The sequence below is a fragment of the Caballeronia sp. LZ065 genome (assembly GCF_031450975.1).
Classification (GTDB): Bacteria; Pseudomonadota; Gammaproteobacteria; order Burkholderiales; family Burkholderiaceae; genus Caballeronia.
In genome coordinates this window covers 2335212-2360590 of sequence record NZ_JARUXV010000001.1, presented here as the reverse complement: position 1 = coordinate 2360590, position 25379 = coordinate 2335212, and the positions used below count along the sequence as shown (strand labels likewise).

24 protein-coding genes and 2 tRNA genes are annotated in these 25379 nt (G+C 63.5%); 17 read left to right on the top strand and 9 right to left on the bottom strand.

The features are described 5' to 3' along the window. The first annotated feature begins 112 nt into the window (after positions 1–112). The 6 genes from pstC (at position 113) to phoR (ending at position 5792) form a co-directional block, all read left to right on the top strand. Positions 113–1096, top strand: coding sequence for a phosphate ABC transporter permease PstC (gene pstC / locus QCE63_RS10840; RefSeq protein WP_309832814.1), 984 nt, complete (start codon positions 113–115; stop codon positions 1094–1096). After that, positions 1096–1968 (top strand): phosphate ABC transporter permease PstA, encoded by an 873-nt coding sequence (gene pstA / locus QCE63_RS10835; RefSeq protein ID WP_309832812.1) that lies wholly within the window; start codon positions 1096–1098, stop codon positions 1966–1968. The genes pstC and pstA overlap by 1 nt, the downstream gene beginning before the upstream one ends. A 15-nt stretch (positions 1969–1983) precedes the next feature. After that, entirely contained in the window at positions 1984–2859 is an 876-nt protein-coding gene (gene pstB, locus QCE63_RS10830) for a phosphate ABC transporter ATP-binding protein PstB (RefSeq protein ID WP_309832811.1), read from the top strand. A gap of 40 nt (positions 2860–2899) precedes the next feature. After that, positions 2900–3604, top strand: a complete 705-nt coding sequence (gene phoU / locus QCE63_RS10825; protein ID WP_309832810.1) for a phosphate signaling complex protein PhoU — start codon at positions 2900–2902, stop codon at positions 3602–3604. 42 nt (positions 3605–3646) lie between these two features. After that, entirely contained in the window at positions 3647–4348 is a 702-nt protein-coding gene (gene phoB, locus QCE63_RS10820) for a phosphate regulon transcriptional regulator PhoB (protein WP_008342029.1), read from the top strand. A gap of 130 nt (positions 4349–4478) precedes the next feature. Continuing rightward, positions 4479–5792 (top strand): phosphate regulon sensor histidine kinase PhoR, encoded by a 1314-nt coding sequence (gene phoR, locus QCE63_RS10815; RefSeq protein WP_309832809.1) that lies wholly within the window; start codon positions 4479–4481, stop codon positions 5790–5792. Positions 5793–6716: 924 nt separating this feature from the next. On the opposite strand, the gene ppk1 is transcribed toward phoR, so the two are convergent. Next, entirely contained in the window at positions 6717–8780 is a 2064-nt protein-coding gene (gene ppk1, locus QCE63_RS10810) for a polyphosphate kinase 1 (protein ID WP_309832808.1), read from the bottom strand. 300 nt (positions 8781–9080) lie between these two features. Here ppk1 and ppx point away from each other — a divergent pair, with 300 nt between their 5' ends. Beyond that, complete coding sequence (ppx, locus tag QCE63_RS10805) at positions 9081–10592, top strand: exopolyphosphatase (RefSeq protein ID WP_309832807.1); 1512 nt, start codon at positions 9081–9083, stop codon at positions 10590–10592. Positions 10593–10693: 101 nt separating this feature from the next. On the opposite strand, the gene QCE63_RS10800 is transcribed toward ppx, so the two are convergent. Both QCE63_RS10800 and QCE63_RS10795 read right to left on the bottom strand, forming a co-directional pair. Then, complete coding sequence (locus QCE63_RS10800) at positions 10694–11518, bottom strand: GNAT family N-acyltransferase (protein ID WP_309832805.1); 825 nt, start codon at positions 11516–11518, stop codon at positions 10694–10696. A gap of 146 nt (positions 11519–11664) precedes the next feature. Next, positions 11665–12123, bottom strand: coding sequence for a histidine phosphatase family protein (locus QCE63_RS10795; RefSeq protein ID WP_309832804.1), 459 nt, complete (start codon positions 12121–12123; stop codon positions 11665–11667). A 135-nt stretch (positions 12124–12258) separates the two neighbouring features. Here QCE63_RS10795 and QCE63_RS10790 point away from each other — a divergent pair. From QCE63_RS10790 to QCE63_RS10780, 3 genes are all read left to right on the top strand, one after another. Next, a tRNA-Pro gene (locus tag QCE63_RS10790) sits at positions 12259–12335 on the top strand. A gap of 40 nt (positions 12336–12375) precedes the next feature. Further along, entirely contained in the window at positions 12376–12675 is a 300-nt protein-coding gene (locus QCE63_RS10785) for a hypothetical protein (RefSeq protein ID WP_309832802.1), read from the top strand. Between the two features lie 293 nt (positions 12676–12968). Next, entirely contained in the window at positions 12969–13118 is a 150-nt protein-coding gene (locus QCE63_RS10780) for a hypothetical protein (protein WP_309832801.1), read from the top strand. Positions 13119–13163: 45 nt separating this feature from the next. Here the strand turns inward: QCE63_RS10780 and QCE63_RS10775 are convergent, their stop codons facing one another. From QCE63_RS10775 to QCE63_RS10765, 3 genes are all read right to left on the bottom strand, one after another. After that, the gene (locus QCE63_RS10775; protein WP_404990097.1) at positions 13164–13484 is read right to left on the bottom strand and encodes a hypothetical protein; all 321 of its coding nucleotides are present in this window, start codon (positions 13482–13484) and stop codon (positions 13164–13166) included. Between the two features lie 29 nt (positions 13485–13513). Further along, entirely contained in the window at positions 13514–14200 is a 687-nt protein-coding gene (locus QCE63_RS10770) for a peptidoglycan DD-metalloendopeptidase family protein (protein WP_309832800.1), read from the bottom strand. A 125-nt stretch (positions 14201–14325) separates the two neighbouring features. Then, positions 14326–15228, bottom strand: coding sequence for an aldose epimerase (locus QCE63_RS10765; RefSeq protein WP_309833769.1), 903 nt, complete (start codon positions 15226–15228; stop codon positions 14326–14328). Positions 15229–15805: 577 nt separating this feature from the next. On the opposite strand from QCE63_RS10765, the gene QCE63_RS10760 reads away from it, so the two are divergent. From QCE63_RS10760 to QCE63_RS10750, 3 genes are all read left to right on the top strand, one after another. Next, positions 15806–16636, top strand: a complete 831-nt coding sequence (locus tag QCE63_RS10760) for an undecaprenyl-diphosphate phosphatase (protein WP_309832798.1) — start codon at positions 15806–15808, stop codon at positions 16634–16636. Positions 16637–16731: 95 nt separating this feature from the next. Then, positions 16732–16808: transfer RNA gene (locus QCE63_RS10755), tRNA-Arg, on the top strand. A gap of 538 nt (positions 16809–17346) precedes the next feature. Continuing rightward, positions 17347–17802, top strand: coding sequence for a hypothetical protein (locus QCE63_RS10750; RefSeq protein WP_309832797.1), 456 nt, complete (start codon positions 17347–17349; stop codon positions 17800–17802). Here the strand turns inward: QCE63_RS10750 and QCE63_RS10745 are convergent. Beyond that, positions 17702–19033, bottom strand: a complete 1332-nt coding sequence (locus tag QCE63_RS10745; protein ID WP_309832796.1) for a cyanate transporter — start codon at positions 19031–19033, stop codon at positions 17702–17704. The genes QCE63_RS10750 and QCE63_RS10745 overlap by 101 nt on opposite strands. A gap of 166 nt (positions 19034–19199) precedes the next feature. Between QCE63_RS10745 and QCE63_RS10740 the strand changes: the two genes are divergently transcribed. Then, entirely contained in the window at positions 19200–19946 is a 747-nt protein-coding gene (locus tag QCE63_RS10740; RefSeq protein ID WP_309832795.1) for a GntR family transcriptional regulator, read from the top strand. Positions 19947–20046: 100 nt separating this feature from the next. Here QCE63_RS10740 and QCE63_RS10735 read toward each other — a convergent pair whose 3' ends face one another. Then, positions 20047–21609 (bottom strand): acid phosphatase, encoded by a 1563-nt coding sequence (locus tag QCE63_RS10735; protein WP_309832794.1) that lies wholly within the window; start codon positions 21607–21609, stop codon positions 20047–20049. A gap of 253 nt (positions 21610–21862) precedes the next feature. Here QCE63_RS10735 and QCE63_RS10730 point away from each other — a divergent pair, with 253 nt between their 5' ends. The 3 genes from QCE63_RS10730 to QCE63_RS10720 all read left to right on the top strand — a co-directional run bounded on the left by QCE63_RS10730 (position 21863) and on the right by QCE63_RS10720 (position 24320). After that, a complete protein-coding gene (locus tag QCE63_RS10730) occupies positions 21863–23224 on the top strand; it encodes a cytochrome c peroxidase (RefSeq protein WP_309832793.1) in 1362 nt (453 codons plus the stop codon). A 187-nt stretch (positions 23225–23411) separates the two neighbouring features. Then, positions 23412–23807 carry an RT0821/Lpp0805 family surface protein gene (locus QCE63_RS10725; RefSeq protein ID WP_309832792.1) on the top strand — a complete coding sequence of 132 codons (396 nt, stop codon included), beginning with the start codon at positions 23412–23414 and terminating at the stop codon, positions 23805–23807. Between the two features lie 63 nt (positions 23808–23870). After that, on the top strand, positions 23871–24320 hold the full coding sequence (locus QCE63_RS10720) for an NUDIX hydrolase (RefSeq protein ID WP_309832791.1): 450 nt from the start codon (positions 23871–23873) through the stop codon (positions 24318–24320). On the opposite strand, the gene QCE63_RS10715 is transcribed toward QCE63_RS10720, so the two are convergent. After that, positions 24321–25292 carry a transporter substrate-binding domain-containing protein gene (locus QCE63_RS10715; protein ID WP_309832789.1) on the bottom strand — a complete coding sequence of 324 codons (972 nt, stop codon included), beginning with the start codon at positions 25290–25292 and terminating at the stop codon, positions 24321–24323. Positions 25293–25379 lie beyond the last annotated feature (87 nt).

The window sequence follows — 25379 nt, the reverse complement described above, 5'->3', positions numbered from 1 at the left end:
TTTGAAACTGTCCTAAGCTGTTGAGGCGGCGGACAGTCAGCAGCAAAGCAAGCCGGGCGGCAGGCCGAAAGGCCTGTCGCGCGGTCTGACACGTAGCGAAACCAAGGCTCCCATGTCGGACATCAACTTATCGTCGGCTGTGCCGGCAGCGCACACCCAGCGCGCGCCCAGCCCGCTCGGCGACCTCATTTTCGGCGGCGTGGCGCGGCTTGCAGCCGTCATCACGCTGCTTCTCCTGGGTGGCATCATCGTTTCGCTGCTCATCGCGTCGATGCCGACCATTCAAAAGTTCGGCCTGTCGTTCCTCTGGCGTGCCGAGTGGGATCCACCCAGCGATGCCTTCGGCGCGCTCGTGCCCATCTACGGCACCATCGCGACCTCGCTGATCGCGCTCATCATCGCCGTGCCGGTGAGCTTCGGCATCGCGCTGTTCCTGACCGAACTCTCGCCCGCGTGGCTGCGCCGTCCGCTCGGCGTCGCCATCGAACTGCTGGCCGCGATCCCGTCGATCGTCTACGGCATGTGGGGCCTGCTCGTGTTCGCGCCGATCTTCGCCGAATACTTCGAGAAACCGCTCGGCAAACTGCTCGGCGGCGTGCCCGTGATCGGCATGTTCTTCCAGGGCCCGCCGATCGCCATCGGCATCCTGTGCGCCGGCGTGATCCTCGCGATCATGATCATTCCGTACATCGCCTCGGTGATGCGCGACGTCTTCGAAGTCACGCCCGTGCTGCTGAAGGAATCGGCGCATGGCATCGGCTGCACGACCTGGGAAGTGATGTGGAAGATCGTGCTGCCCTATACGCGTGCCGGTGTGATCGGCGGCGTGATGCTCGGCCTCGGCCGCGCGCTCGGCGAAACCATGGCGGTCACCTTCGTGATCGGCAACACCAACCTGCTCGACAACGTCTCGTTGTTCTCGCCCGGCAACAGCATCACCTCGGCGCTCGCGAACGAGTTCGCTGAAGCGAGCCCGGGCCTGCACACGTCGGCGCTGATGGAACTCGGTCTGATTCTGTTCGTGATCACCTTCTTCGTACTCGCGCTTTCCAAGCTGATGCTGCTGCGCATGGAACGTGGGGAGGGCCGTAAATAATGAGCCGTCCTGCTACTTTCAACCAGGATCCGGCGCGCCTCCAGGCGACGCGCCAGAAACTGCAAAGCCGCCGCCGCGGCACCAATGCGATTGCGCTGACGCTCTCGCTCGCAGCCATGGCCTTCGGTCTGCTGTGGCTCGTGTGGATTCTCTATACGACGCTCAAGCTCGGCATCGGCGGGCTGTCGCTGGAACTGTTCACGCAGTCCACGCCGCCGCCGAATACCGATGGCGGCGGTCTCGGCAGCCTGTTGCTGGTCGTGATCGCCACCTTCGTCGGCACGCCGCTCGGCATTCTCGCGGGCGTGTATCTCGCCGAGTACGGCCAGAAGCGCTGGCTCGCGAGCGTGACGCGCTTCATCAACGACATCCTGCTGTCGGCGCCGTCGATCGTCGTCGGTCTGTTCGTGTATGCGATCGTCGTGGCGAAGATGGGCCGCTTCTCGGGCTGGGCCGGCGTGATTTCGCTGGCGCTGCTGCAGATCCCGATCGTGATCCGCACGACCGAGAACATGCTGAAGCTCGTGCCGAATGCGCTGCGTGAAGCGGCCTTCGCGCTCGGTACGCCGAAATGGAAGATGGTGATGTCGATCACGCTGAAGGCGTCGGTTGGCGGCATCGTCACCGGCGTGCTGCTGGCGGTCGCGCGTATCACCGGCGAAACCGCGCCCTTGTTGTTCACGGCGCTGTCGAACCAGTTTTTCTCGATGGACTTGAATCAACCGATCGCCAATCTGCCGGTCACGATCTACAAGTTCGCGATGAGTCCGTTCCCGCAGTGGCAATCGCTCGCGTGGGCCGGTGTGTTCCTGATTACGCTCGGCGTGCTGGGTCTGAATATCCTGGCGCGTGCGATCTTCTCGAAGAAATAAGGGCGGAGTGATTCCATGAATATGGTCGAAAGTGGTGTCAACCACCTGAACGCGAAGACTGAAGACAAGCCGGTCGAGCGCGGTCCGGTGCCGGGCAGCGTGCGTCCGACGCACGGCGCGCCGTCGCTGGATTCGATGAAGCCGAAGATCGAGGTGAACAACCTCAACTTCTTCTACAACAAGTATCACGCGCTGAAGAACATCAACCTGCGCATTCCCGAGAAGAAGGTCACGGCGTTCATCGGGCCGTCGGGTTGCGGCAAGTCCACGCTCTTGCGCACCTTCAACAAGATGTACGCGCTCTATCCGGAACAGCGCGCCGAAGGCGAGATCCTGATGGACGGCGTGAACCTGCTCGACACCACCAAGGACATCTCGTTGCTGCGCGCGCGTGTGGGCATGGTGTTCCAGAAGCCGACGCCGTTCCCGATGTCGATCTACGACAACATTGCGTTTGGCGTAAAGATGTTCGAGCAGCTGTCGCGTTCGGAAATGGACGATCGCGTCGAATGGGCGCTGACCAAGGCGGCGCTCTGGACCGAAGTGAAGGACAAGCTGCAGCAGAGCGGCTATGGTCTGTCGGGTGGTCAGCAGCAGCGTCTGTGCATTGCGCGCGGCATTGCGATCCGGCCGGAAGTGCTGTTGCTCGACGAGCCGTGCTCGGCGCTCGATCCGATCTCGACGGGCCGCATCGAAGAGCTGATCGCCGAACTGAAGAGCGATTACACGGTCGTGATCGTCACGCATAACATGCAGCAAGCGGCGCGTTGTTCGGACTACACTGCCTATATGTATCTGGGTGAACTGATCGAATTCGGCGATACCGAAAAGATCTTCATCAAGCCGGCCCGCAAGGAAACGGAAGACTACATCACGGGCCGCTTCGGCTGATCGTCAGCCCAGGCAAAACACACAGGCTTAAGGAGCACACATGTCCGACAAACATCTTTCAAGCCAGTTCGACGCTGACCTCAATGCGGTGTCGTCGAAGGTGCTGGAAATGGGCGGTCTGGTCGAGTCGCAGATCATCGCGGCGATGCAGGCGCTGAACGAATTCGACATCGGCATTGCCGACCAGGTGATCGTCGCGGAAGCGCGTCTGAACACAATGGAAGTCGAGATCGACGAGGAGTGCAGCAACATCATCGCGCGTCGCCAGCCGGCCGCGCGCGACCTGCGTCTGTTGATGGCGATCTCGAAGACCATTACGAATCTCGAGCGCGCCGGCGACGAAGCCGAGAAGATCGCCAAGCGCGTGAAGCGCATCAACGAAGACGGCGCGGGCCGCACGGTGAACATCGCGGAGATCCGTTTGTCGGGCGAGATGGCGGTGTCCATCTTGCGCCGCGCGCTGGATGCGTTCGCGCGTCTGGACACGGTGGCGGCCGCGCAGATCGTGCGCGATGACAAGGCTATCGACGATGAATTTCGCGCCTTCGTGCGCAAGCTCGTGACGTACATGATGGAAGACCCGCGCACGATTTCGGCGGGGCTGGACTATCTGTTCATCGCGAAGGCGGTGGAGCGCATTGGCGACCACGCGAAGAACATTGCCGAGTTCATCATCTACATCGTCAAGGGCACGGATGTGCGGCACAAGTCGCGCGATCAGCTCGAACGCGAGGCGTTGAGTTAATCCGCCGCGTATCAACCCAAGTAAAAAGGTCCAGAGGTGCCGATGCCCAGCAGTATCCTCGTCGTCGAAGACGAACCCGCGATCTCCGAGTTGATCTCGGTGAATCTCCAGCATGCGGGGCATTGCCCCATTCGCGCTTATAACGCGGAGCAGGCGCAAAACCTGATCAGTGACGTGCTGCCCGATCTCGTGCTGCTCGACTGGATGCTGCCCGGCAAGTCGGGCATTGCATTCGCGCGCGAGCTGCGCAACAACGAGCGCACGAAGCACATTCCGATCATCATGCTGACGGCGCGTGGCGACGAGCAGGACAAGGTGCTCGGACTGGAGATCGGCGCGGACGACTACGTCACGAAGCCGTTCTCGCCGAAGGAGCTGATGGCGCGCATCAAGGCGGTGCTGCGCCGGCGCGCGCCGCAGCTGACTGAAGATGTGGTGGCGATCAATGGTCTGCGGCTCGATCCGGCGACGCATCGCGTTGCGGCGAGTCATTCGGGCAACGACATCAAGCTCGATCTCGGCCCGACCGAGTTTCGTTTGCTGCACTTCTTCATGACACATCCGGAGCGTGTTCATAGCCGCACGCAATTGCTCGACCAGGTGTGGGGCGATCACGTGTTCGTGGAGGAGCGTACGGTCGATGTGCATATCAAGCGTTTGCGTGCCGCGCTCAAGCCGGCGGGCTGCGATGCTATGATCGAAACGGTCCGCGGCAGCGGGTACCGGCTCGCGAAGAGCGCCTGAAACGTGGCCTGACGCGGCCTGATGCGGCCGGGCGGGTTTGACGCTTGAGGTGCTGCCGGGTTGTTGTCGGGCTGTTGTCTGGTTTGCCGGCGGGATTGCTGGTTCAACGTCACTCAGATTCATCGCCACCATGAACATCATCTGGACGCGTGCGATCGTGTCCTTCGCGCTGCTCGCTGGCATCAGCGCCGCGCTTGGCGCGCTGGCCGGCGTGCGGGTCGCGCTGGCCTTCGCGGTGCTCATGCTTGTCGTGCAGGGCTTCTTCGTCACGTATCACATGCAGCGTCTGTGGCGTCTGCTGGAAGCGCCGGTCTACGGCGAGGTGCCGAGCGCGCTCGGCGTCTGGGGCGAGATCTACTACCGTCTGCACAAGCTCGCGAAGCGCTGGCATGCCCAGGTGCGGCAGGTCGAGCAGCAGCATGCGCGTTTCATCCAGGCTATCCAGGCCTCGCCTAACGGCGTCGCGATGCTTGACGACCACGATCAGATCGAATGGTGCAACGCGATTGCCGAGCAGCATTTCGGGCTCGATGCGAAGCGCGACTTGCGTCAGCACATTACGCATCTCGTGCGTCATCCCGACTTTATCCGCTATCTGAATTCACACCATTACGAAGAGACGCTCGTGATGCGCGGCATGGGCGTGAACCGCAAGTACACGGTGTCGGTGCAGGTGTTTCCGTATGGCGACAACCGCAAGTTGGTGCTTACGCAGGACATTACTGAGCTGGAGCGCACGGACTCGATGCGTCGCGACTTCGTCGCCAATGTTTCGCATGAACTGAAGACGCCGCTTACGGTGCTGTCGGGCTTTCTCGAGACGATGCGCGAGTTGCCGCTCGATGAAGCGGATCGCATGCGTTATCTCGACATGATGAACCAGCAGGCGCTGCGCATGCAGAACATCGTTCGGGATCTGCTGGTGCTGGCGAATCTCGAGGGCGACATGCGTCCGCCGGGCGATGAGGTGCTGGACATGCGCTCGGTCATCAGGCATATCGAGGACGATGCGAACAATCTTTCCAATGGGCGGCATCGGATTACGTTTCATAGCGACGACTCGCTGACCGTGGCGGGTGTTGAGACGGAAGTGATGAGTGCGCTGGGTAATCTCGTGACCAACGCAGTGCGGTATACGCCTGACGGGGGGACGATTGATGTGTCGTGGGAGCGGCAGCAGGGCCGTGCTGTGTTCTCGGTGCGGGATAGTGGGTTCGGTATCCCGGCAGAGCACATTCCGCGGCTCACGGAGCGGTTCTATCGCGTGGACAGGAGCCGTTCGAGGGATACCGGTGGAACCGGTTTGGGTCTTGCCATCGTCAAGCATGTGCTGCAACGGCATCATGCAGAGCTTGATGTCAAAAGTGAAGTGGGGAAGGGGAGTACGTTTGTCGTCAGGTTTCCCGCTTCGCGGACGGCTTTGAGGAAGTCGTTGGCAGCTTAGGGGGTTTGCTGGCGCTTGATGTTTTTCGCTTGCGCTTCTATGGACTTCCCGTGTTCGCGTCGGTCTGTTAGCACTGCCCCTCCCCGGGGCGGGGGTAACTTTCTTTGCCGCTGCAAAGAAAGTCACCAAAGAAAGCAGCTTTCTTACCGCCCAGCGTAGTCACACGGACGCAGCACAGAACCCGGTTTCTGGCCCGGCAGTAGCGAGTGCCCTCACAGGCCTAACCGGGCTTGGATCGCGGACCCACTGTGAAATCGCACCATTGAACAGACTGGTGCAGCCCCTCAAAGCTCCGGCGCTGCGCTACGCGCCGCCGTCCGGTCAATCGGGTCTGCGGGTTCTCTGTTGCTAACGCCTCCATCTCTTGCTCTTGCCTCCCACCGGTTTCCCTTGCATACCCTGCGGCAGCGCGTAGCGCTGGGCCGGCGCTTTCAATGGCTGCACCAGTTCGTTAAACGGCAGTTTGTCCCAGTGGGTCCGCGATCCAAGCCCGGTGTGGCCTATGAGGGCACTCGCTAGTGCAGTGCCAGAAACTTGGTTCTGTGCTGCGCTGCTATGCGGACCTTGGGCGGGAAGAAAAGCTGCTTTCTTTGGTGACTTTCTTTGCAGCGGCAAAGAAAGTTACCCCCGCCCCGGGGAGGGGCAGTACTAACAGACCGACGCGAATACAGGAAGTCCATAGAAGCGCAGGCAAACCAAACACAAGCACCCCACGCGAAGGACCCGAGCGAAGACCGGGGCAGTGCCAACAGACCGACGCGAACACGGGAAGTCCATAGAGGCGCTGGCAAACCAAACACAAGCAACCCACGCGAAGGACCCGAGCGAAGACTCCCGCCCCGGGGAGGGGCAATACTAATAGACCGACGCGAAAACGGGAAATCAATCGAAGCGCAAGCGAACCAACCCAACCCGCGCAAAAAATCAAGAACAGAACTTCGCCAAGAGCCCCAACTGCGCATTGCGAATAGACTTCCCGGGCCGGCGCTTCCGATAGTGCCCATCGCTCTGCATGACCCAAGCCGACTGATTATCCCCGAGACAAACCGACAACCCTTCAGCAATAACCCGCCGCTTCAACCGCCGATCGCGGATCGGAAACGCGACCTCCACCCGGCGGAAGAAATTGCGATCCATCCAGTCCGCGCTCGACAGAAACACATCTTCCTTGCCATTGGCATAAAAATAGAAGATCCGATGATGTTCGAGAAACCGCCCGACGATCGACCTCACGGTAATGTTCTCCGAAAGATCCTCCACACCAGGCTTCAGCGAACACACCCCACGCACGATCAAATCGATCTTCACGCCCGCCCGTGAAGCCTCATACAACGCTTCGATCACAGTAGGCTCAAGCAGCGCATTCATCTTCGCAACAATGCGTGCCCGCCGCCCGAGCCGCGCGTGCTCCGCCTCCGCGCGGATCGCGTCGATCAGCTTCGCGTGCAGCGTGAACGGCGACTGCCACAACTGATGCAGCGCGATCTCCCCGCCGATACCGGTCAGCTGCTGAAACACATGATGCACGTCCTCGCACATTTCCTGGTCAGCGGTCATCAGCCCGAAGTCGGTATAAAGACGCGCCGTGCGCGGATGATAATTACCCGTGCCCAGATGCGCATAACGCTTCAACACCAGCTTGCCGCCCTGCGACACGCGACGCACGATCAAGACCATCTTCGCGTGGCATTTGTGCCCCACCACGCCATACACCACATGCGCGCCCACCGCCTCCAGCTGCGAAGCCCAGCTGATGTTCGTTTCCTCATCGAAGCGCGCCAGCAGCTCCACCACCACCGTCACTTCCTTGCCATTGCGCGCCGCCTGCATGAGCGCGTCCATCAGCGGCGAATCCGTGCCCGTGCGATAGATGGTCTGCTTGATCGCGACGACTTGCGGATCCTTCGCAGCCTGCAGCAGCAACTCCAGCACAGGCTGAAAACTCTCGTACGGATGATGCATCAGGATATCGCCCTGATCGATCGCATCGAAGAGATTGGTCGTGTTGGCGATCGCCTTCGGCACCGACGGAATATGCGGCACGAACTTCAGATCCGGCCTATCAACCATTTCGGGCAACTGCATGAGCCGCACCAGGTTCACCGCCCCGTTCACGCGGTACAGGTCGCGCTCGCTCAACTGGCTTTCGTCGAGCAGGCGGCGCACGAGATGCGGCGGCGTCTCCGCCGACACTTCGAGCCGCACCGCATTGCCCAGATGCCGCGCCGGCAGTTCGCCCTGCAGCGCGACCCGCAAATTGGTGATTTCATCTTCGTCGACGAACAGCTCGCTGTTGCGCGTAATGCGAAACTGGTTGCAGCCCCGCACGATCAGATGCGGAAACAGGTCGTTGACGAAATGCTGCATGAACGAGCTCAGCAGCACAAAACCGTGCGGATAGCCCGACAGCGCTTCCGGCATGCGCACAAGCCGCGGCAGCGCGCGCGGCGCCTGCACGATGCCCATCATCGCCTGTCGCCCGAAGGCATCCGTGCCCTCCAGTTCAACAACGAAGTTCAGGCTCTTGTTCAGCACGCGCGGGAACGGATGCGCGGGATCAAGGCCGATCGGCGTCAGCACCGGCAGCAGTTCATTGTGGAAATAATCGCGCGCCCAGGCGGTCTGCTGTTCGCTCCAGCTTTCGGCGCCGTGAAAGTAGATGCCTTCCATTTCGAGCGCCGGCAGTACGATGTCATGCAGCATCGAGTATTGCTGGCGCACGAGACGCTGCGCGCGTTCGGACACGAGGTCGTACACATGCTGCAACGACATCCCGTCCGGCGAAAGCGTGCCAGGGTTGTCGCGCATCTGCTCTTGCAGACCCGCCATGCGGACTTCGAAGAACTCGTCGAGATTGCTGCTGGTGATGCAAATGAAGCGCAGGCGTTCCAACAAGGGTACCGTCGTATCGGCGGCTTGCGCGAGGACGCGCTCGTTGAAACCCAATATGCCCAGTTCGCGGTTGAAAAGCGGATAGCGGATGGACATCGGCGGGATGGAAGGTGTCTCGATCAAATGGGCAAAGGTGCTCTCGGATGCTCTCACAGTTTGATGTATTTTTGATGACAGAACGATTTTCACAAATTCTACTCACAATGCGAATAGCGTCTCCGGAGCGTGCGCACCAGGTCCAAGAAGGGACTGTCAGAAAAGGGCGGACGCGGAAGGCGCGGGCATGCAATAGAATTTGTGCGGAATTCGTGCGCTGCAACAGCGCCGCTGCCACCGCGCCGAAATAGCAATGCCGAAGTAACAAGGCTTTCCCACATCACGTTTTCTGGATCTCCGATGGTCACACACCCCCATCTTCTTGCCGCAGTCGACCTCGGATCGAACAGTTTCCGGCTGATCGTCGGCCGGGTCGAGGAAACGCCCGCCGGTAGCCAGATCTATCAGGTCGATGCACTGCGCGAGCCGGTCCGCCTCGGCGGCGGGCTCTCACGGGACAAGCTCCTCGACCGCGCCTCGCAGGTGCGCGGCTGGGACGCGCTGAAGCGTTTCGGCGAACGGCTGCGCGATTTTCATCCGGACCAGGTGCGGGCGGTCGCCACCAATACCTTGCGCGTGGCGAAGAACGCGCATGACTTCCTCGCCGAAGCCGAAGCGGCGCTCGGCTTTCCGATCGAAGTCATCGCCGGACGCGAGGAAGCGCGCCTGATCTATGCCGGCGCCGCGCATTCCGTGCCGGCGATCGCGGGCCGGCGTCTGGTCGTCGACATCGGCGGCGGCTCGACCGAATTCATCATCGGCTCGCATTACACGCCGATCCACATGGAGAGTCTTTACATTGGCTGCGTGAGCCATACCCTCCAGTTCTTCCCGTCCGGCAACGTCGACGAATACACGATGCGCCAGGCCGAACTCGCCGCCAAACGCGAGATCCAGATCATTTCGAGCGAGTACAAGCAGACCGGCTGGGATCAGGCGATCGGTTCGTCGGGCACGGCGCGGGCGCTGGCGGAACTGATCGAGGCGAACGGCTTCAACGACGAAGGCATCACGCACGGCATCTCGCGCGGCGGTCTCGAGCGGCTGAAGCGCGCGCTCATCAAGGCGGAAAACGTCAATCGGCTGAAACTCACCGCGCTCAAGCCGGATCGCGTGCCGGTGCTGGCGGGCGGACTCTCGATCATGCTCGGCGTGTTCGAGGAACTGGGCATCGACTATGCGGACACGACCGATGCCGCGCTGCGTCTCGGCGTGCTCTACGACCTGCTGGGCCGTTCGCAGCATCAGGACATGCGTACGGTCACCGTGGAGGGCTTCAAGCGGCGCTATAGCGTCGATGCGGCGCAGGCGGACCGCATCGGCGAGCTCGCCATCAGCTTCCACGATCAACTGGGCGAGCCCAACGAAGACCTGCGCGCGGAAAATCGCATGTTCCTCGCGTGGGCGGCGTCGCTGCATGAGATCGGGCTGTCGATCGCGCACAGCGCCTATCACAAGCATTCCGCGTACATCGCCAGCAACGCCGACATGCCGGGCTTCTCGCGCACCGATCAGGCGCGCCTCGCCACGCTCGTGCTCGGGCACGCCGGCAAGCTAGGCAAGCTCGCGCAGACACGCGACGTCGACTGGACGCTCCTGTTCTGTCTCCGCCTTGCAGCGCTGCTGTCGCGCCGGCGCGCGGAGGTCGGCTTGCCCGGCATCGAGGTGCGTGCGGCGGGCGGCGGCTTCGAGGTGCGTCTGCCGAGCGACTGGGTCACGAACAATCCGCTCACCGATTACAGCCTCGTCCAGGAGGCCATGGAATGGGAGAAGATCGGGCGTCCGTATCGCGTGGTCTATACGGGTGACTGAAGCGTCAATGAAGCGTCAATGAAGCGCCGATGTCTGAATGGAGAAGGCCCCGCCGCCATTGCGCACCGGGGCCTTTTTCTTGAGCGCGCCGCAAGTGCGGCTCAGCGTCCCTGCATGTCGCCGATGAAGTGGCGCGCATAACGCGCGTTGATATCGGAGAGACGGAACAGCGTGAGGAAATCGGCGGTATTGAAGTCGGGATCCCACGCGGGCGCGCCGCAAATCTTCGCGCCCAGCCGCAGATAACCCTTCACCAGTGGCGGCGGGCTGACATTCGCGCCGGTACGCAGCTCCTCGACCGGCAGCGGCGTATGCGGGAACGCGCGATATTCGGGCGCCGTGAGCGCATCGGCGGCAAGCGAGGTGTAAAGATTCGCCGCGTAGTGACCGCCGTCGATCATGCCGACGCTCGCGCAACCCAGCATCGTTTCATAGCCGTTCTGCATCATGTAGGCAGCGAGGCCGCCCCACAGCGACATGATCACCGCGCCATTGCGATAGTCGGGATGCACGCACGAACGGCCCACCTCGACGAGCTTCGGACGCAGGTGCGTGAGGCGCGATACGTCGAACTCGCTTTCCGCGTACAGGCGGCCGATGCGCGCGGCCTGATGCGGCGGCAGCACGCGATACGTGCCCACCACTTGCAGGCTGTCGAGATCGCGGACGAGAAGGTGATCGCAATAGGCGTCGAAGACATCGACGTCGAGTCCGGCGGGACCGGAAAGACGCGCGCCCATCTCTTCCGAGAACACGCGATAGCGCAGGCGTTGAGCGTCGCGCAGGGCGTCGTCGTCGCGTGCCCACGAGACTTGCAGGCGCTCGCGTCCAGTGTGGGTTTCTGACGTGCGCGGAAGGTGACGGCGCGATTCGAGCGAGAAGGATGCCGCTCCGAGTTGCAGGACGGGCGTCGGCAGATCTTGCATTGGCTTTCCTCGACAGGACGTGGCTGTGGCTGGAGTCCTCGCCAATGTAGTAATCCGCGATGACGCTCGCATGGCATGGCAATGACGTTTCGGTGAAACGCCTTGGGGCCCTGTCATGTGCCGCCGTCCGCGTGATGCGCTTCAGTTCATAGCAGGTCCGGATTGATGACCGCGCGCAACACCGTCTGACCGTCGCCCAGGCGTGTGCGCGACTGAAACCACCAGACGCCCGATTTCTTCACCGACCATTCGGCTTCCGTACCCGTCATGAGGAGGGCGGCAAGGCGGCCGAGCGTCGGCTGATGGCCGATCACCACGACCGTCTCGCCGATGCCGTCGGGCCAGCCCGCGGCGTCGAGCACGGCTTGCGCGCTGTTGCCGGGCGCGAGCGCATCGACGACACGATACCGGTCGCCAAATGCTTCGGCCGTCTGGATCGTGCGCGTCGCGGGGCTGGCGAGCAGGAGGGCGTCGTCGCCGACGCGCGCCTTCAGCCACCTCGCGACGCCCTGCGCCTGCTTGCGCCCGCGCGACGTGAGCTGGCGGGCGAGATCGCTCGGCGCCTGATCTTCGGCTTCGGCATGGCGCCAGAGAATGAGGTTCATCGCTTGTCTCCGCTGAGAAAGGGGTGATGCGCAGGATGCATAGGCAGGAAATTGCATGCCCGCGCGTAGCTGCCAAGAAGCATGCATGTCCGGCATTGCGGATGCGTGGCCGGCACGCTACAATTCGCGGCTCGTCGGAGCGTAGCGCAGCCTGGTAGCGCATCTGATTTGGGATCAGAGGGTCGTAGGTTCGAATCCTATCGCTCCGACCACCACACACGAAGGGGTTACAAGTTACGGCTTGTAACCCCTTTGCCGTTTCTGAAGATCAATCGGCTCGTTGATGAACGTGTCGATGAAGAACGTGTGGATGAAGATCCAGTGAGATTCAATCAGCCGGGCGTCCAGCCGATGCTCGGTCCAATCCTGTCCAGGAGCACCATGCCGCGTATCGTTCTCGCATTTGTCACTGTCTCCACACTGGCGCTCGGCTTGTCCGCATGCGCGGAACCTCCGAACCAGAAACATCCGCCGCAGGACCCGCCCGATTACAAGGGCGTGCCCACCGACATGACGCCGCCGATGATCATCGCACCGGCACAACCGCAATAACGCTCACGACGGCCAGCGCCTAGGCGAAGCCCCGATGCAGGCACACCGGGCTTCTGACCCGCGCCGACCGTTCGCGCGGATACCGCGCACGGGCTGAAGACATTCTAAGAAGGCGCGCAGGGCAGGGCTGTGTGCGCTTGTTTCGGAGCGTAACGGGATGCAAAGGCAGAGTGAAAGGCGCCCAGTCTGCAAGATACGGAAATAGCTACCTACCGCACACACTGACGAATCATTCGAGCGAATATTTTGCTGGAAAGGTATGATCCAACAAATTGTTTCAAAATGTATCGATCATGAATCTGCTGTGGGTTTTCGCCGTCGTCGCCCCTTTGGGTTTGGCCTCGCTGTTCGCGTTTGCCGCGCGTATCGATCCGTTGTCGGGACACTGGCGCGCGCCGGCCGCCCCGGTCCCGGAGGATCACGCCATGGCCGCCGACGCCTGAAACAGTACGCGTGGGGGGGCGGCCGTCACGCCGCCGTGGCAACCGTTATTGCTTGCAGCGAATCACCATCGAGCGATTTTTGATGTTCGCTCCGAAGATGCCTCCCACCGAACCGCCGGCTGTCGCGCCGTTGTCGGTATCCTTCGAAATCACGTCGTAGCCGTATGAGCCGCAGGTTTCTCCCGCCTGCTTGTAGCAGGCAGCCCAACTGGTGGAGGCGTCGCCGCCGCTGCAGTTGATGGCGAAGCCGGTATCGCCCGAGGGCAGATAGGTCATCTTCGTCGTATGCGCGCAGCCTGCGAGCGCACCGGTCAATGCGAGCGCCGCGCAGACGGCCACAGCGTTCATCGTGTTCTTCAAATTCATCGATCTTCCTTGTAACGTCCGCCGCGCGTTCAGCGCGACGGCAGATAGCGCGCCGGGTCCACCGAGCGGCTCATGTAGCGCACTTCGAAATGCAGCATCGTGCGGTTGCTGTCGGTATCGCCCATCTCGGCGATCTGCTGGCCCTGCTGCACGGTCTGGCCTTCCTTCACCAGCAGGACGCGGTTGTGCGCGTAGGCGGTGAGATAGTCGTCGTCGTGCTTGACGATCAGCATGTTGCCGTAGCCGCGCAGGCCGTTGCCCGCGTAGACGACGCTGCCGGCCGCCGCCGCGATGACGGGCGTGCCCGCCGCATTGGCGATGTCGACGCCCTTCGAATTCTTGCCGTCGAAGCCACGAATCACGCTGCCCTGCGCAGGCCAGACGAGCGACACGCCCGGTCCGGCCTTGGCCTGTGCCGCCGGTGGTACTGCCGACTGCGTGCCGGAACTCGTGTCCGTCGAGCCCGACGAGGCCGCGGCCGCGGAGGAGGTCACGCTGCCGGCGGGCGGGGCGACGCGCAGCACCTGGCCGACCTCGATGGCGTCGGGGTTGGAGAGCCCGTTCCAGCGCGCGATATTGGCGACGCTGGTGCGCTTTGCGCGCGCGATCTTCGATACCGTGTCGCCGCGTTCCACTCGATAGAAGCCGGGCCCGACCGGCGCCGAGCCGCAGGCGGCCAGCACCGCGATGAGTGACGTGCAGACGAGCCGTCGCATTCCTGTTTGCAAACCTGACCTCGCAAGGCGTCGCCACGCGGAGTCGGAGCACTGCCGCGCGGCGGAAAGAAAGGCAGGATTTTACAGGCTCGGGTTTGCCCGAACAGAAAGCCGCCCGCAGTGCGTCATGCCACGGGCGTCACGACCAGTCTGAGCGACGCCGTTTCGGTCTTGCCGGGCGCGAGCCAGCGCAGGCCGCGGCCGTTGTGGATGGCGTCCGGCAGGCCGATCCACGGCTCGACGCAGTAGAAGTCCGAAGTATCCGATTCAGTCCAGGTGGTGACGGCGTACCACGGCACCGAGTCGGGCTGTTGCAGTTCGAAGCGCACCGCGCGGCCGAGACCGGGCAGATTCAGCTGCATCGGTTCGTCGAGCTGGCGCGTGAGACAGTGAAACACGTCGACGATGGCTGGATCGGCCAGCGAATAACTCGCGAGGCCCGCTTCGGCGGCGGTGATGCATCCGTCCGGCAACTGCCGGCGACGTTCGGTGTGCGGCAGCTGCACACTGCTTTCGGCGCGCTGGCCATGCGGCAGATGGAAGTAGAAGTGATGTCCGGCGTAGTACGGCAGCGGCACTTCGCCCGGGTTCGACGTGGTGAGTTCCACTTCGAGCGTGTGCGCATCGACGATGCGGTAGGCCGCCTCGAAGCGGAACGCGAACGGATAGCCGGCGCGGGTGGCGTCGCTGTCGACGAGGGTCATGCGCACGCCGTGGCCATCCGCGTCGCGTGTCCAGGTGAAGGGCAGGTCGCGCGCGAAGCCGTGCGTGGGCAGCGCATGGACGATGCCTTCGGGATCGCGCCAATGCCCGATCTGCCCGTCGACGAAATGCCGCCCGAGGAACGGGAACAGCAACGGGTTGCCGCCGCGGATCTTGGCGGGCTTGGACCAGTCGGGCGCGTCGGGCCAGTGAATGACGGGCTCGCCGCCGACCCGCCAGGTCATGAGCCGACCGCCGGCATGCGGCGCGAGCAGAAGGGCGGCGCCATCGCGCTCGATTTCGATGACTTCCTGTTCCATTGACATGATGGCCATGCGCTCCGTTGAGGGTAGGGCTTGCGCGCGTCGTGATGAGGAGATGGCGCTGCTCGCGAGTGGGATGATTCTGCCTCAGATTGTCTACAGGGAAACCCTTTGCGGGAAATTGCGACTGACCGATGCCCGGTCGATATGGTCTTATAGTTCCCAGTGTTGGGAACCAGACGGACAAGGAGTGACCATGGATCTGGCGATGGCGATGGGTGTCGCGATGTTCGGCCTCTTCGGCGCGAGCACGGCGCTTTTTCTGTACAAGCTGAAGGCCTGACTGGCCGTCGCGCAGCCAATTGCACAAGGGCGTTTCTTTCGGATTGCCTTTGAATTGCTTTCGTTCGTTTATCGATTCGCCGACGATTGTCTGTCGGTGTCTTTTGTGTGCTGTTTTGTGTGCGGTAGCGCTTGGCGCTCGATAGGCCTGTCGGCATAATCGGGTCCGTTCGTGCGCCGTGTCACCCTGCCTTCCTGCCTGATCTCCCTGTACGCCTCGTCTGGCTTCGCGCGACGCGCGGGATGCCGGGGTGCAATTCCACGGCGCGTCCCTCCCTTCCCGAAAAAGGACCGACGCGTGACTCTGTGGTTTCTCGTATTCCTGAGCGTCCTGCAGGGCGTTACCGAACTCTTCCCCGTCAGCAGTCTCGGCCATACCTTGCTGGTTCCCGGACTGATCGGCATGCATATCGACAAGCATGCCCCGCAATTGCTGCCGTTTCTCGTCGCGCTGCATCTCGGCACCGCGATCGCCTTGCTGTGGTATTTCCGCGCGCGCTGGGTCGCGCTGATCCGCGGCTTCTTTGCGTCGCTCGGCGGCCGCAAGAACGACGACGGCCACATGATGTGGGCGCTCATCATCGGTACGATTCCGACGGGCATCGTCGGCTTGCTGCTCGAAAAGCGCCTTGAGGCACTTTTTCACGATTTGCGGATCGTGGCTGCGGCGCTGATCGTCAATGGCGTGTTGTTGTGGTTCGGCGACCGTCTGCAGAAGCGCCGCGCGCTGCAGGCGCCGGAGAAGCTCACGTTCAAGCAGGCGTTTCTGGTGGGGCTGGCGCAGATCGGCGCGCTGATTCCGGGTTTCTCGCGCAGCGGCCTGACGATGATCGCGGGCGTCGGCGCTGGCCTGACGGCCGAGGCGGCGGCGGAGTTTTCGTTTCTGCTCGGTACGCCGATCATTTTTGCAGCCGGCGTGCTCGAACTGCCGAAGCTGTTCCATGCGCCGGGCCAGCTGTTCGATTCGGTGCTCGGCGGCGTGCTGACGGGCATCGCGGCCTATCTCAGCGTGCGCTTCCTGATGCGTTACTTCGAAGGGCACGGCAAGCTGGCGTCGTTCGGCGTGTACTGCGTGATCGCGGGGATCTTCTTCCTCGGCTGGTTCATGCTGCATCCGCAGCCGCTCTAGCCAGACGAAGCGGGGCGTGGGCGCCCCGGAATGAGGTAAAATCGCCGTCTCTTCAGATGCGCGGTCCGGTTTCTCCGGGCCGCGCGCGTCGATATCCGCCCTTAGCTCAGCTGGATAGAGCAACGGCCTTCTAAGCCGTAGGTCACACGTTCGAGTCGTGTAGGGCGGGCCAGCAGATTCGAGCGCTTACGCGACTCATTCTTTCTCGTACGGCCCCGCTGTGTTGTTTTACGCGATTCGTGACCCCGGTTTTCGTTGTGTCAGGATATCCGGGAACCCCGCATCAGCAGCCCATCTCACGTTTCGCCATGGCGGAGGCGGGTGTTGATTGGTGAGCCCGCCAAGTGAATGATAGCCGCACGGCGCATCTGAAGTTGCTTGCGACGGCTTCATCGCCATGATCACGCCGTGCCCCCTCGCGATCCAGACGTCAATCGATCCCGATCCCGCATCGCTCCGCGTGGCTCGCTCGCTTGGCCCAGTTCCTGCCCGTCCTGACCCAATGCCTGCTGGGTGGCCGCTTGCTGCTGCGGCACACTCCCCGCCCTGCAACGCATCCACAGTGTTTCAGTAGCCCACGACACCCAATCACGCCGCCCGCCCACGGTGCGCCCATGCGCCAACATGGCGCGCGATGCGCCGCACTGGTGACGCGTACGGGTCAACCGTCCGCAAGCAAATCGGAAAGGACCGCAAAAAGGATCGACGCCTTGAACAACCGCGCCTACGAAACCAGCCCGTCGCAGTGCTCGCGATGGAACCGCAAGCAGACGCGCCTGCGCCCGGAGGCGCGGCGTGTGCTGCTCGCATTGCCGGAGCGCGTGCTCGGCGCCTCGCTGGCGGCGCTGTTCGAACTGAAGGGTTTCCCAACGCACCTGGCGTTGGACGCCGCGGCGGTCAAACTCAGCATCGCCGAATGGCGTCCTCATGTGCTGTTGCTGGATACGCGTATCGGCGGCAGCGCCAACTACGCGCTGGTGCCTGATCTGCGCGCCGCCGCCGACGACGCGGACCGCCTGATCGTCGCGATGAGCGGCTTCCTCCCGGAGGAGCCCATTGCGCTGCTCAAGGATGCGGGCTACGACGGCCACTGCCGCCGTCCGTGTCCGGTGTGGCAGATGACCGATCTGCTCGACGAATACTTCGCCTGCCACGCCGTGCGCTGACGAGCGGCACGTGACGCACGCTCGTGCGCGGCCCCATCGCACGCGCATACCCCGAAGGTCCGAACACGCCGCTCAGCGCCAGCATCGCGACGAGGCTCGCGGACAGCATCATCCACGTCATCGAGAAGCCGCTGCTCAAGTCGCGCACCACACCCGCCACGACCGGCGCCAGCGCCGCGATCACGAAGCCAACGCCCTGCACGAACGCGACGAGCCGCGCGGCAAGCGCGTGATCGTCGGCGTGATCGAGCGTCAGGACGAGCGACAGCGCGAACACGCCGCCCAGTCCGCCGCCCATCAGCGCGACCGTCACGACGGGCGCGGCAAGCGGCGCGAGCAGCAGCAAGCCGAAGCCGCCCAACTGCGCGACGAGGCCCAGCGCGAGCCACGGACGACGATCCTTCGCATGCCCGAACCAGTGTCCGAAACGCGCGGCGGCCATCGGCAGGAGCAGGGCCGAAGAAGCCTGAAAAACGGTCAGCAACGCGAGCAGCGCGCCGCTTGCGGTCACGCTTTGGCCGAGTTGCTGGTAATACGCGGGCATCCATGCGACGAGACTCGTATAGCCGCCATTGACGAGCCCGAAGAAAACGCCGAGCGTCCACGCGCGTCGATTCAGAAAGAGCGACGGCGCCGCCGCGGCGGGCTGCATCGAGGAAGGACGCGGCAGCGCATCCGCGCGCATCAGCATCAGCCAGACGGCCAGCGCGACGAGCGCGGGCAGCGCCCAGACCGCGAGCCCCGCCTGCCACGACACGCGTGACGCCACACCCGGCGTGATGCTCGCGCCGAGCCCGCCGCCCGCCATGATCGAAGCGGAATAAAGACCCATCGCAAACGGCAGGCGCGCCGCGAAACGCGCCTTCATGACGCCCGGCAAGAGCGCCTGGATCACCGCGACGCCCGTCCCCGCGACCGCCGCGCTGACGATCAGCGCCGTGGCGTTGCCCGCGAACCAGCGCCCCGCGCAAGCCGCCGCGATCGCGATCAGCCCGAGCGCCACGCCGCGCGGGTTGCCGACTGCCCGGGCGAGTGCGCTCGCGCCGAACGCGCACACGCCCATCGCGACGACCGGCAAGCCGGTGAGCATCGATGCCCCGCGAAACGACAGCCCCGTCTCAGGCAGGATCACGCTCATCAGCGGGCTGACCGAGGTCAGCAGCGGCCGCAGATTCAGGCCGATCACGACGATCACCACGAGCCACGCAAGGTCCGAAGTACGCGGCTTCATCGCGCGGGATCCGGCAGCCATGAGCAGACGATGCAGTTCGATTTTTTCATGAAGCGGCCCTCGGTAAATCGTTCGTTTGGTTGACCATTTTAACGATTTTTGGTCAACCAAGAATACGCGCACGCTGATACACCGGATTCGTGCGCCGGCGCAGGCACTCGCTACAATGCGAGACAATCCAGGCACCGAACGCACCATGGCCGCAAGCAATCCCCACCCGGAAAACGATTCCCCCACGAACCCACCCGCGCCCGAAGCACGCGTCCATGCGGCGATCACCTCCGCGCTGCTGCAGGGCAAGCTCGCGCCGGGCGCGCAACTGGTCGAGCGCGAGCTTGCCGCCGCCTTCGGCTGCACGCGCGGCGCGATCCGCAAGGTGCTGGCGCGCCTCGGCGCGGAAGGCAAGCTGACGCTGGAAGCGAATCGCGGCGCGTTCGTGCCGTCGCCGACGGTGGCCGATATCCGGGCGGCCTATCGCGCGCGGCAGGTGGTGGAGGCGGGCATCGTCGCGTCGCTGTGCGGCGCGCTCGGCACGCAGGCGAAGCGCGCGCTGCGGGCCCATGTCAAAGCCGAGCAGCGGGCGGTGAAGGCGGGCAGCGTGGAGGAATGCGTGCGTCTCGCGGGGCGCTTCCATGTGTTGCTGGCGGAACTCGCGAACGTTCCCGAGGTGCAGGCGTTCCTGTCGAAGCTGGTCGCGAAGACCGAGCTCTACAAGGCGCTGTTCGATCCGTCGAAGGTGTCCAACTGCGCATCGGACGAACACGAGCAGCTCGTCGATGCCCTCGAAGCCGGCAATCTGGACGCAGCGCTCGCGACGATGCGCCTGCATATCGACGAGCTGGAATCGCGCGTGCTCGCGCAGGCCGGGGCCGCGCGCGGCAACGATCTGGCGACGCTCTTCGCGGGCGCCTGACACGAAGCGCATCGACGAAGCACATCGCACTGAACCGCAAGAACGCAACGGGCCGCGGTCAACCAACCGCGGCCCGTCTTGTTACAACGCTGCTGAAAGCTTATTGCGAGAAGTTGAGCGCGTTCGTCAGATCGCCCATCTTCGCTGCGCCGTTCGTCGTCAGCGCCGCGTCACGCGCGGTCAGGCCCGGCAGCGACGGCAGGTTGAAGCGCTTGGTGATAAAGCGCAGGATCGACGTCGTGTCGTATTGCGTGTGATCGACGAAGCCCTTCTTCGCATACGGCGACACGATCAGCGCCGGGATACGCGTGCCCGGACCCCAGCGGTCGCCCTTCGGCGGCGCGACGTGATCCCAGAAGCCGCCGTTCTCGTCGTAGGTCACCACGACGACCATGTTCTTCCACTGCGGGCTCTTCTGCAGATGGCTGATCAGGTCGGCGATGTGCTGGTCGCCCGACGCCACGTCGGTATAGCCGGCGTGCTCGTTCAGGTTGCCCTGCGGCTTGTAGAACGACACTTGCGGCAGCGTCCCCGCGTCGATCGCCTTGATGAACTCCGCACCGTTGGTGCCGCCGTCCAGCAAGTGCTGCGCGCGGTTGGTCGTGCCCGGCGCCAGATCGGCGAAGTAGTTGAACGGCTGATGGTGGGTCTGGAAGTCAGGCACCACGTTGACCGCGCCATTGATGACCGAACGGTCCGCCAGCGCCGCACCCCACGATCCGCCGAACCACGCCCAGCTCACGTTGGCCTTGTTCAGCAGGTCGCCGATGTGCTGTTGCGTCTGCGGCGGCAGCGTCGTTGCCACGGTCGGGTCCGCGAGGTTCGCGTCGCCGCCCGTCGCCGGCTTGTTGCCGCTCGGTTGATACGGCGGCTGCATCGTGTTGACCGCGTAGAAGTCGGGCGTCAGGTTGCCCGAGTTCACGAACAGCCCCGACGTGTTGGCCGTGAGGGCCGAGCCGGCGGCCGTCGCCAGTTTCAGCGACACACCGTCCGGATTCACCGCCGAGATCGAGCCCTTCGCCACGCTCGTATCCGCATTCGGATAGACCGGCGTACAGGCGCAGATCAGCCACTGGTGGTTCAGGAACGAACCGCCGAACGCGCCCATGAAGAAGTTGTCCGCCAGCGTGTATTGCTGCGCGATCTTGTAGAGCGGCAGCTTCTCAGCCGGCGTGTCGTAGTGACCCATCACCAGCGCGCCCGAATCGCCCCAGGCAACGAACTTGTCGTTCTTGCCGCCGTCGATCTGCATCTGGTTCTCGTAGAAGCGGTGATACAGATCCCGCGTCGTCACGTTGAGCGCCGTGTTGAAGCCCTTCGGATCGTCGATCGCGAAAGGGGCGTTCGGGAGATTCGTGGTCATCGCCGCGGTGATCGCCGGCGTCACGCCGGTCGCCGTCAGGCCGCCCCAGATGGTCGGCAGCGTCGTCAGCACGCTGCCGTCGCGGTCGAGCTGCTGCGCGTTCGCGGCCGTCACGTTCTGCAGGCCGTTCGCGCCCGGGAAGTGGCCATACAGGTTGTCGAAGCTGCGGTTCTCCGCATAAATCACCACGACGTTCTTCACTGAGGAAATGTCGTCGTGATGGTCGTCGCCGCCGCAAGCGTAGAGGCCGAATGCAACGGTGGCCGCCAGCGGCACCGCGCATACGAGTTTCTTGTTCATTGAGGAATCTCTCTTGTGTTGGGGACCGGCGCGTGACGCAAGCTTGGTCAGTTTTGAAAGCCTTTGCCCGCCGGCGTGCGCAGTGTGGCAATTCGTTTTGACGCGAACATGTAATAAGGCTTTCGATTACGTAATCTGCAATTAATAATTTTTGGGCGGAGACGCAGGCGCAACGGGGAAGACGGCGCTGTCACATGAAAGACACACGTTCGACATACGCTTCGGCATCTTTCAAATTCGCTTTTTCAAGCCCATGTCTTCGATGCGTTTTCCTTTCGTTCTCTGCTCGCTCGCCCTTGCTGCGTTGACCGCGGCGCTCAGCGGCTGCGATTCCCATGCGGCCGACGTCAACACGGGAACGAACGCGGCAGCGGCCAGCGCAGGCAAAAACGCCGTCGTCAAAGTCGCGGCGCAACCGCAGTCGCGCGCCGAGGTCTTCGCTCACGTCAAGCAGATGACCGTGCTCGGCGAGAAGCTGTTCTTCGATCCCTCGCTGTCCGGCTCGGGCAAGCTCGCCTGCGCGTCGTGCCACAGCCCGCAGCACGCGTTCGGTCCGCCCAACGCGCTCTCGGTGCAACTGGGCGGCAGCGACATGCATCAGACGGGCATTCGCGCGGTGCCGTCGCTCAGGTATCTGCAGAGCGTGCCGGCCTTCACGCGGCACTTCCACGACTCGGACGACGAAGGCGACGAAAGCGTCGATGCCGGTCCTACCGGCGGCCTCACCTGGGACGGCCGCGTGGATCATGGCGCGGATCAGGCGCGCATTCCGCTGTTGTCGTCGTTCGAAATGGGCAGCACGCCGGCGAAGGTCGCGGCGGCGGTGAAGGCCTCGCCTTATGCCGACACATTTCGCCAGGCCTATGGCGCCGACGTCTTCCAGAACGACGAGCGGGTGTTCGCCGCGGTGCTGGTCGCGCTGGAAACCTTCGAGCAAAGCCCTGAGCGCTTCTATCCGTACACGAGCAAGTACGACGCGTTCCTTGCCGGCCGCGCGAAGCTCAACGACGCCGAGATGCGCGGCCTGCAACTCTTCAACGACGAGAGCAAGGGCAACTGCGCGGCCTGTCACATCAGCACGCGCGCGAAGGATGGCTCGCCGCCGCAGTTCAGCGACTTCGGTCTGATCGCGCTCGGCGTGCCGCGCAATCGGGCGCTGCCGGTCAACCGCAACCCGAAGTATCACGATCTTGGCGCGTGCGGTCCGGAGCGAACCGATCTCAAGGAGCAGGATGAGTACTGCGGCATCTTCCGCACGCCGTCGCTGCGCAACGTCGCGACGCGCAAGACCTTCTTCCACAACGGCATCTATCACAAGCTGGACGACGTGGTGCGCTTCTACGTCGAACGCGATACGAATCCGGAGAAGTTCTATCCGGTGTCGAAGACGGGCGCGGTCCAGAAGTTCGACGACCTGCCGAAGAAGTACTGGGACAACATCAACACCGAGCCGCCCTTCGACCGCAAGAAGGGCGACAAGCCGGCGCTCGACGAAGCCGAGATCAAGGATGTCGTGGCGTTCCTGGGCACGCTCACCGACGGCTACGATCCCGCAAAGGACCAGGACGCGCAGAAGGGGACGGGCATCGGCGAGATGAAGTCGGTGTCGAACTGAGCGGGCGACCGGAAGCGCCGCCCGAGGCGTATCCCCGCCCCGCGCGGCGGCCGAACCCCGCGCATCATGCTATTCTCGTTGCGGCCCGCTCTCGCGGGCTGACGTTGGTGTATCGCCGTTGCCGCTGTGGTTGCACGTGTGCGTGAACGTGCAGGCGGCCATACTCATCCGCGACGAGGAGAACCCAATGCCGAATCCATCCCGAGCCCTGGCTCGCCTGACGCTGACGCTTGCGGCCGGCGCATGCGTCATCGCCGGCACCACGGCACAAGCCGCCAACCTCGGCTTCCTGAACAACACGCCGATCACCTACATGAAGCAGCGCGACCTGCAGGCGCTCAACAACGCCGCGCAGAAGGCGCTCGAGACCAAGCAGAACGGCGAATCGCTCGACTGGGACAACAAGGGCGCCGGCAATCCGGTGCCGGTCAACGGCACGGTCACGCCGCAGAGCAGTTTCGAGTCCGACGGCATGAAGTGCCGCAAGGTCGAGCTCGTCGCGCACGCGAAAGGGCAGACCCAGACCTGGACGCCGACCGCCTGCAAGGCCAGCGACGGCAAATGGAAGCTGAAGAAGCAGTGAAGGCGCGATGAACCGGGCAAGCAGAAGAACAAACCGAAGCACGCGCAACGGGGCGAGCCGCGCATGACCCACCGCACCGTGTCATGCGGCGTGGTCATGCTGAACGCACAGGGCGACGTGCTGCTGTGTCACGCCACCGAAACCACGCACTGGGACGTGCCCAAGGGCGCGTCCGATCCCGGCGAGAGCCCGCGCGAGGCGGCGTTGCGCGAGCTCGTCGAGGAAACCGGCATCGTGCTCGCGCCTGAGCGGCTGAAAGATCTCGGGCGCTTTCTTTATCGCCGCGACAAGGACCTGCATCTGTTTGCCGTGCGCGTCGGCGACGACGAAGTGCAGCTCGAAAACTGCGTGTGCGAATCCTACTTTCCGCGTTACGGCGACGGCACGATGATCCCCGAGATGGATGCGTACCGCTGGGTCAGTCCGGGCGATGTCGACCGGTTCGCGAGCCGCAGCCTCACGCGTCTGTTCCAGACCACGCTGTCGCTCGCGGACCTGCACGAGACGCTTTGATCAGTCGAGCGTGCGGTCGTTGGGATGGTCGAAGAGCAGCTTCATTTCCGGCGACATCGGGAACTGAAGGTTCACGCCGTCCGGGGGAATCGGGCTCATGAACCAGGTGTCGTAGAGCTTGGCCGCTTCGCCGGAGCGCTGCATGCCGGCGATCACGTCGTCGACGATCTTCTTGAACACCGGATCGCCCTTTCTCATCATGCAGCCATAGGCCTCGTTCGCCAGCGACGCGCCGGTCACGAGATACTCGCCGCGCGCGTTGCCCTCCTGCGCGATCTTGCCGTACAGCAGCGGGTCGTCCATGACGAAGGCCACGGCGCGGTCGGAGCGCAGCGCGGCGAAGGCCTCGGCGTGATCGCGCGCGCTGATGATGCGCAGGTTCAGCTTCTTGTCGATGCTCATCTGCCGCAGCATGCGTTCATCGGACGTGCCGGCAGTGGTCGCGACTGTCTTGTTGGCGAGATCGGCGTAATCGCGGATGCCCGACTTCTTCTTCACCGCCATGCGGATGCCGTAGCGGAAGAAGCTGTTCGAAAACGCCACCAGCGGCTCGCGGTCGGCGACATGCGCGGTGGAGCCGCATTCCAGGTCGACCTGATTGTTCACCACGTATGAGATGCGGTTGGCCGAAGTGACCATCACGTTCTTCACCGCGAGGTTGGGCATGTCGAGCCGCTTCCTGATTTCGTCGACGATCCGGAGCGCGATGGCATACGAATAGCCGACCGGCTGCTGCTTGACCGTGTACGAGAACGGCACCGACGACTCGCGCGTGCCCAGCACGATCGCGCCGTTCTCGGCGATCTTGCGCAGCGTAGCGGAAGGCGGCAACTGATCCACGGCGGCGTTGGCGCGGGTCGTCTCCGCGGCGCTCGTGGCCTGCGCGCGGGCGCAGACGAGCAGGATCAGGCAGGCGAGGGCGGCGCTTCGATGCGCCCGGAACCCGTGCGCGAAGGCATGCGGCAGCTTCATGATGTCCTCGTGAGGAGCGGCGTGCGACGACTGAAACCCGCTACAACAGCGCGCCGCGTGGCCGCGCGGCGCGTCTTCTGTGTCTTC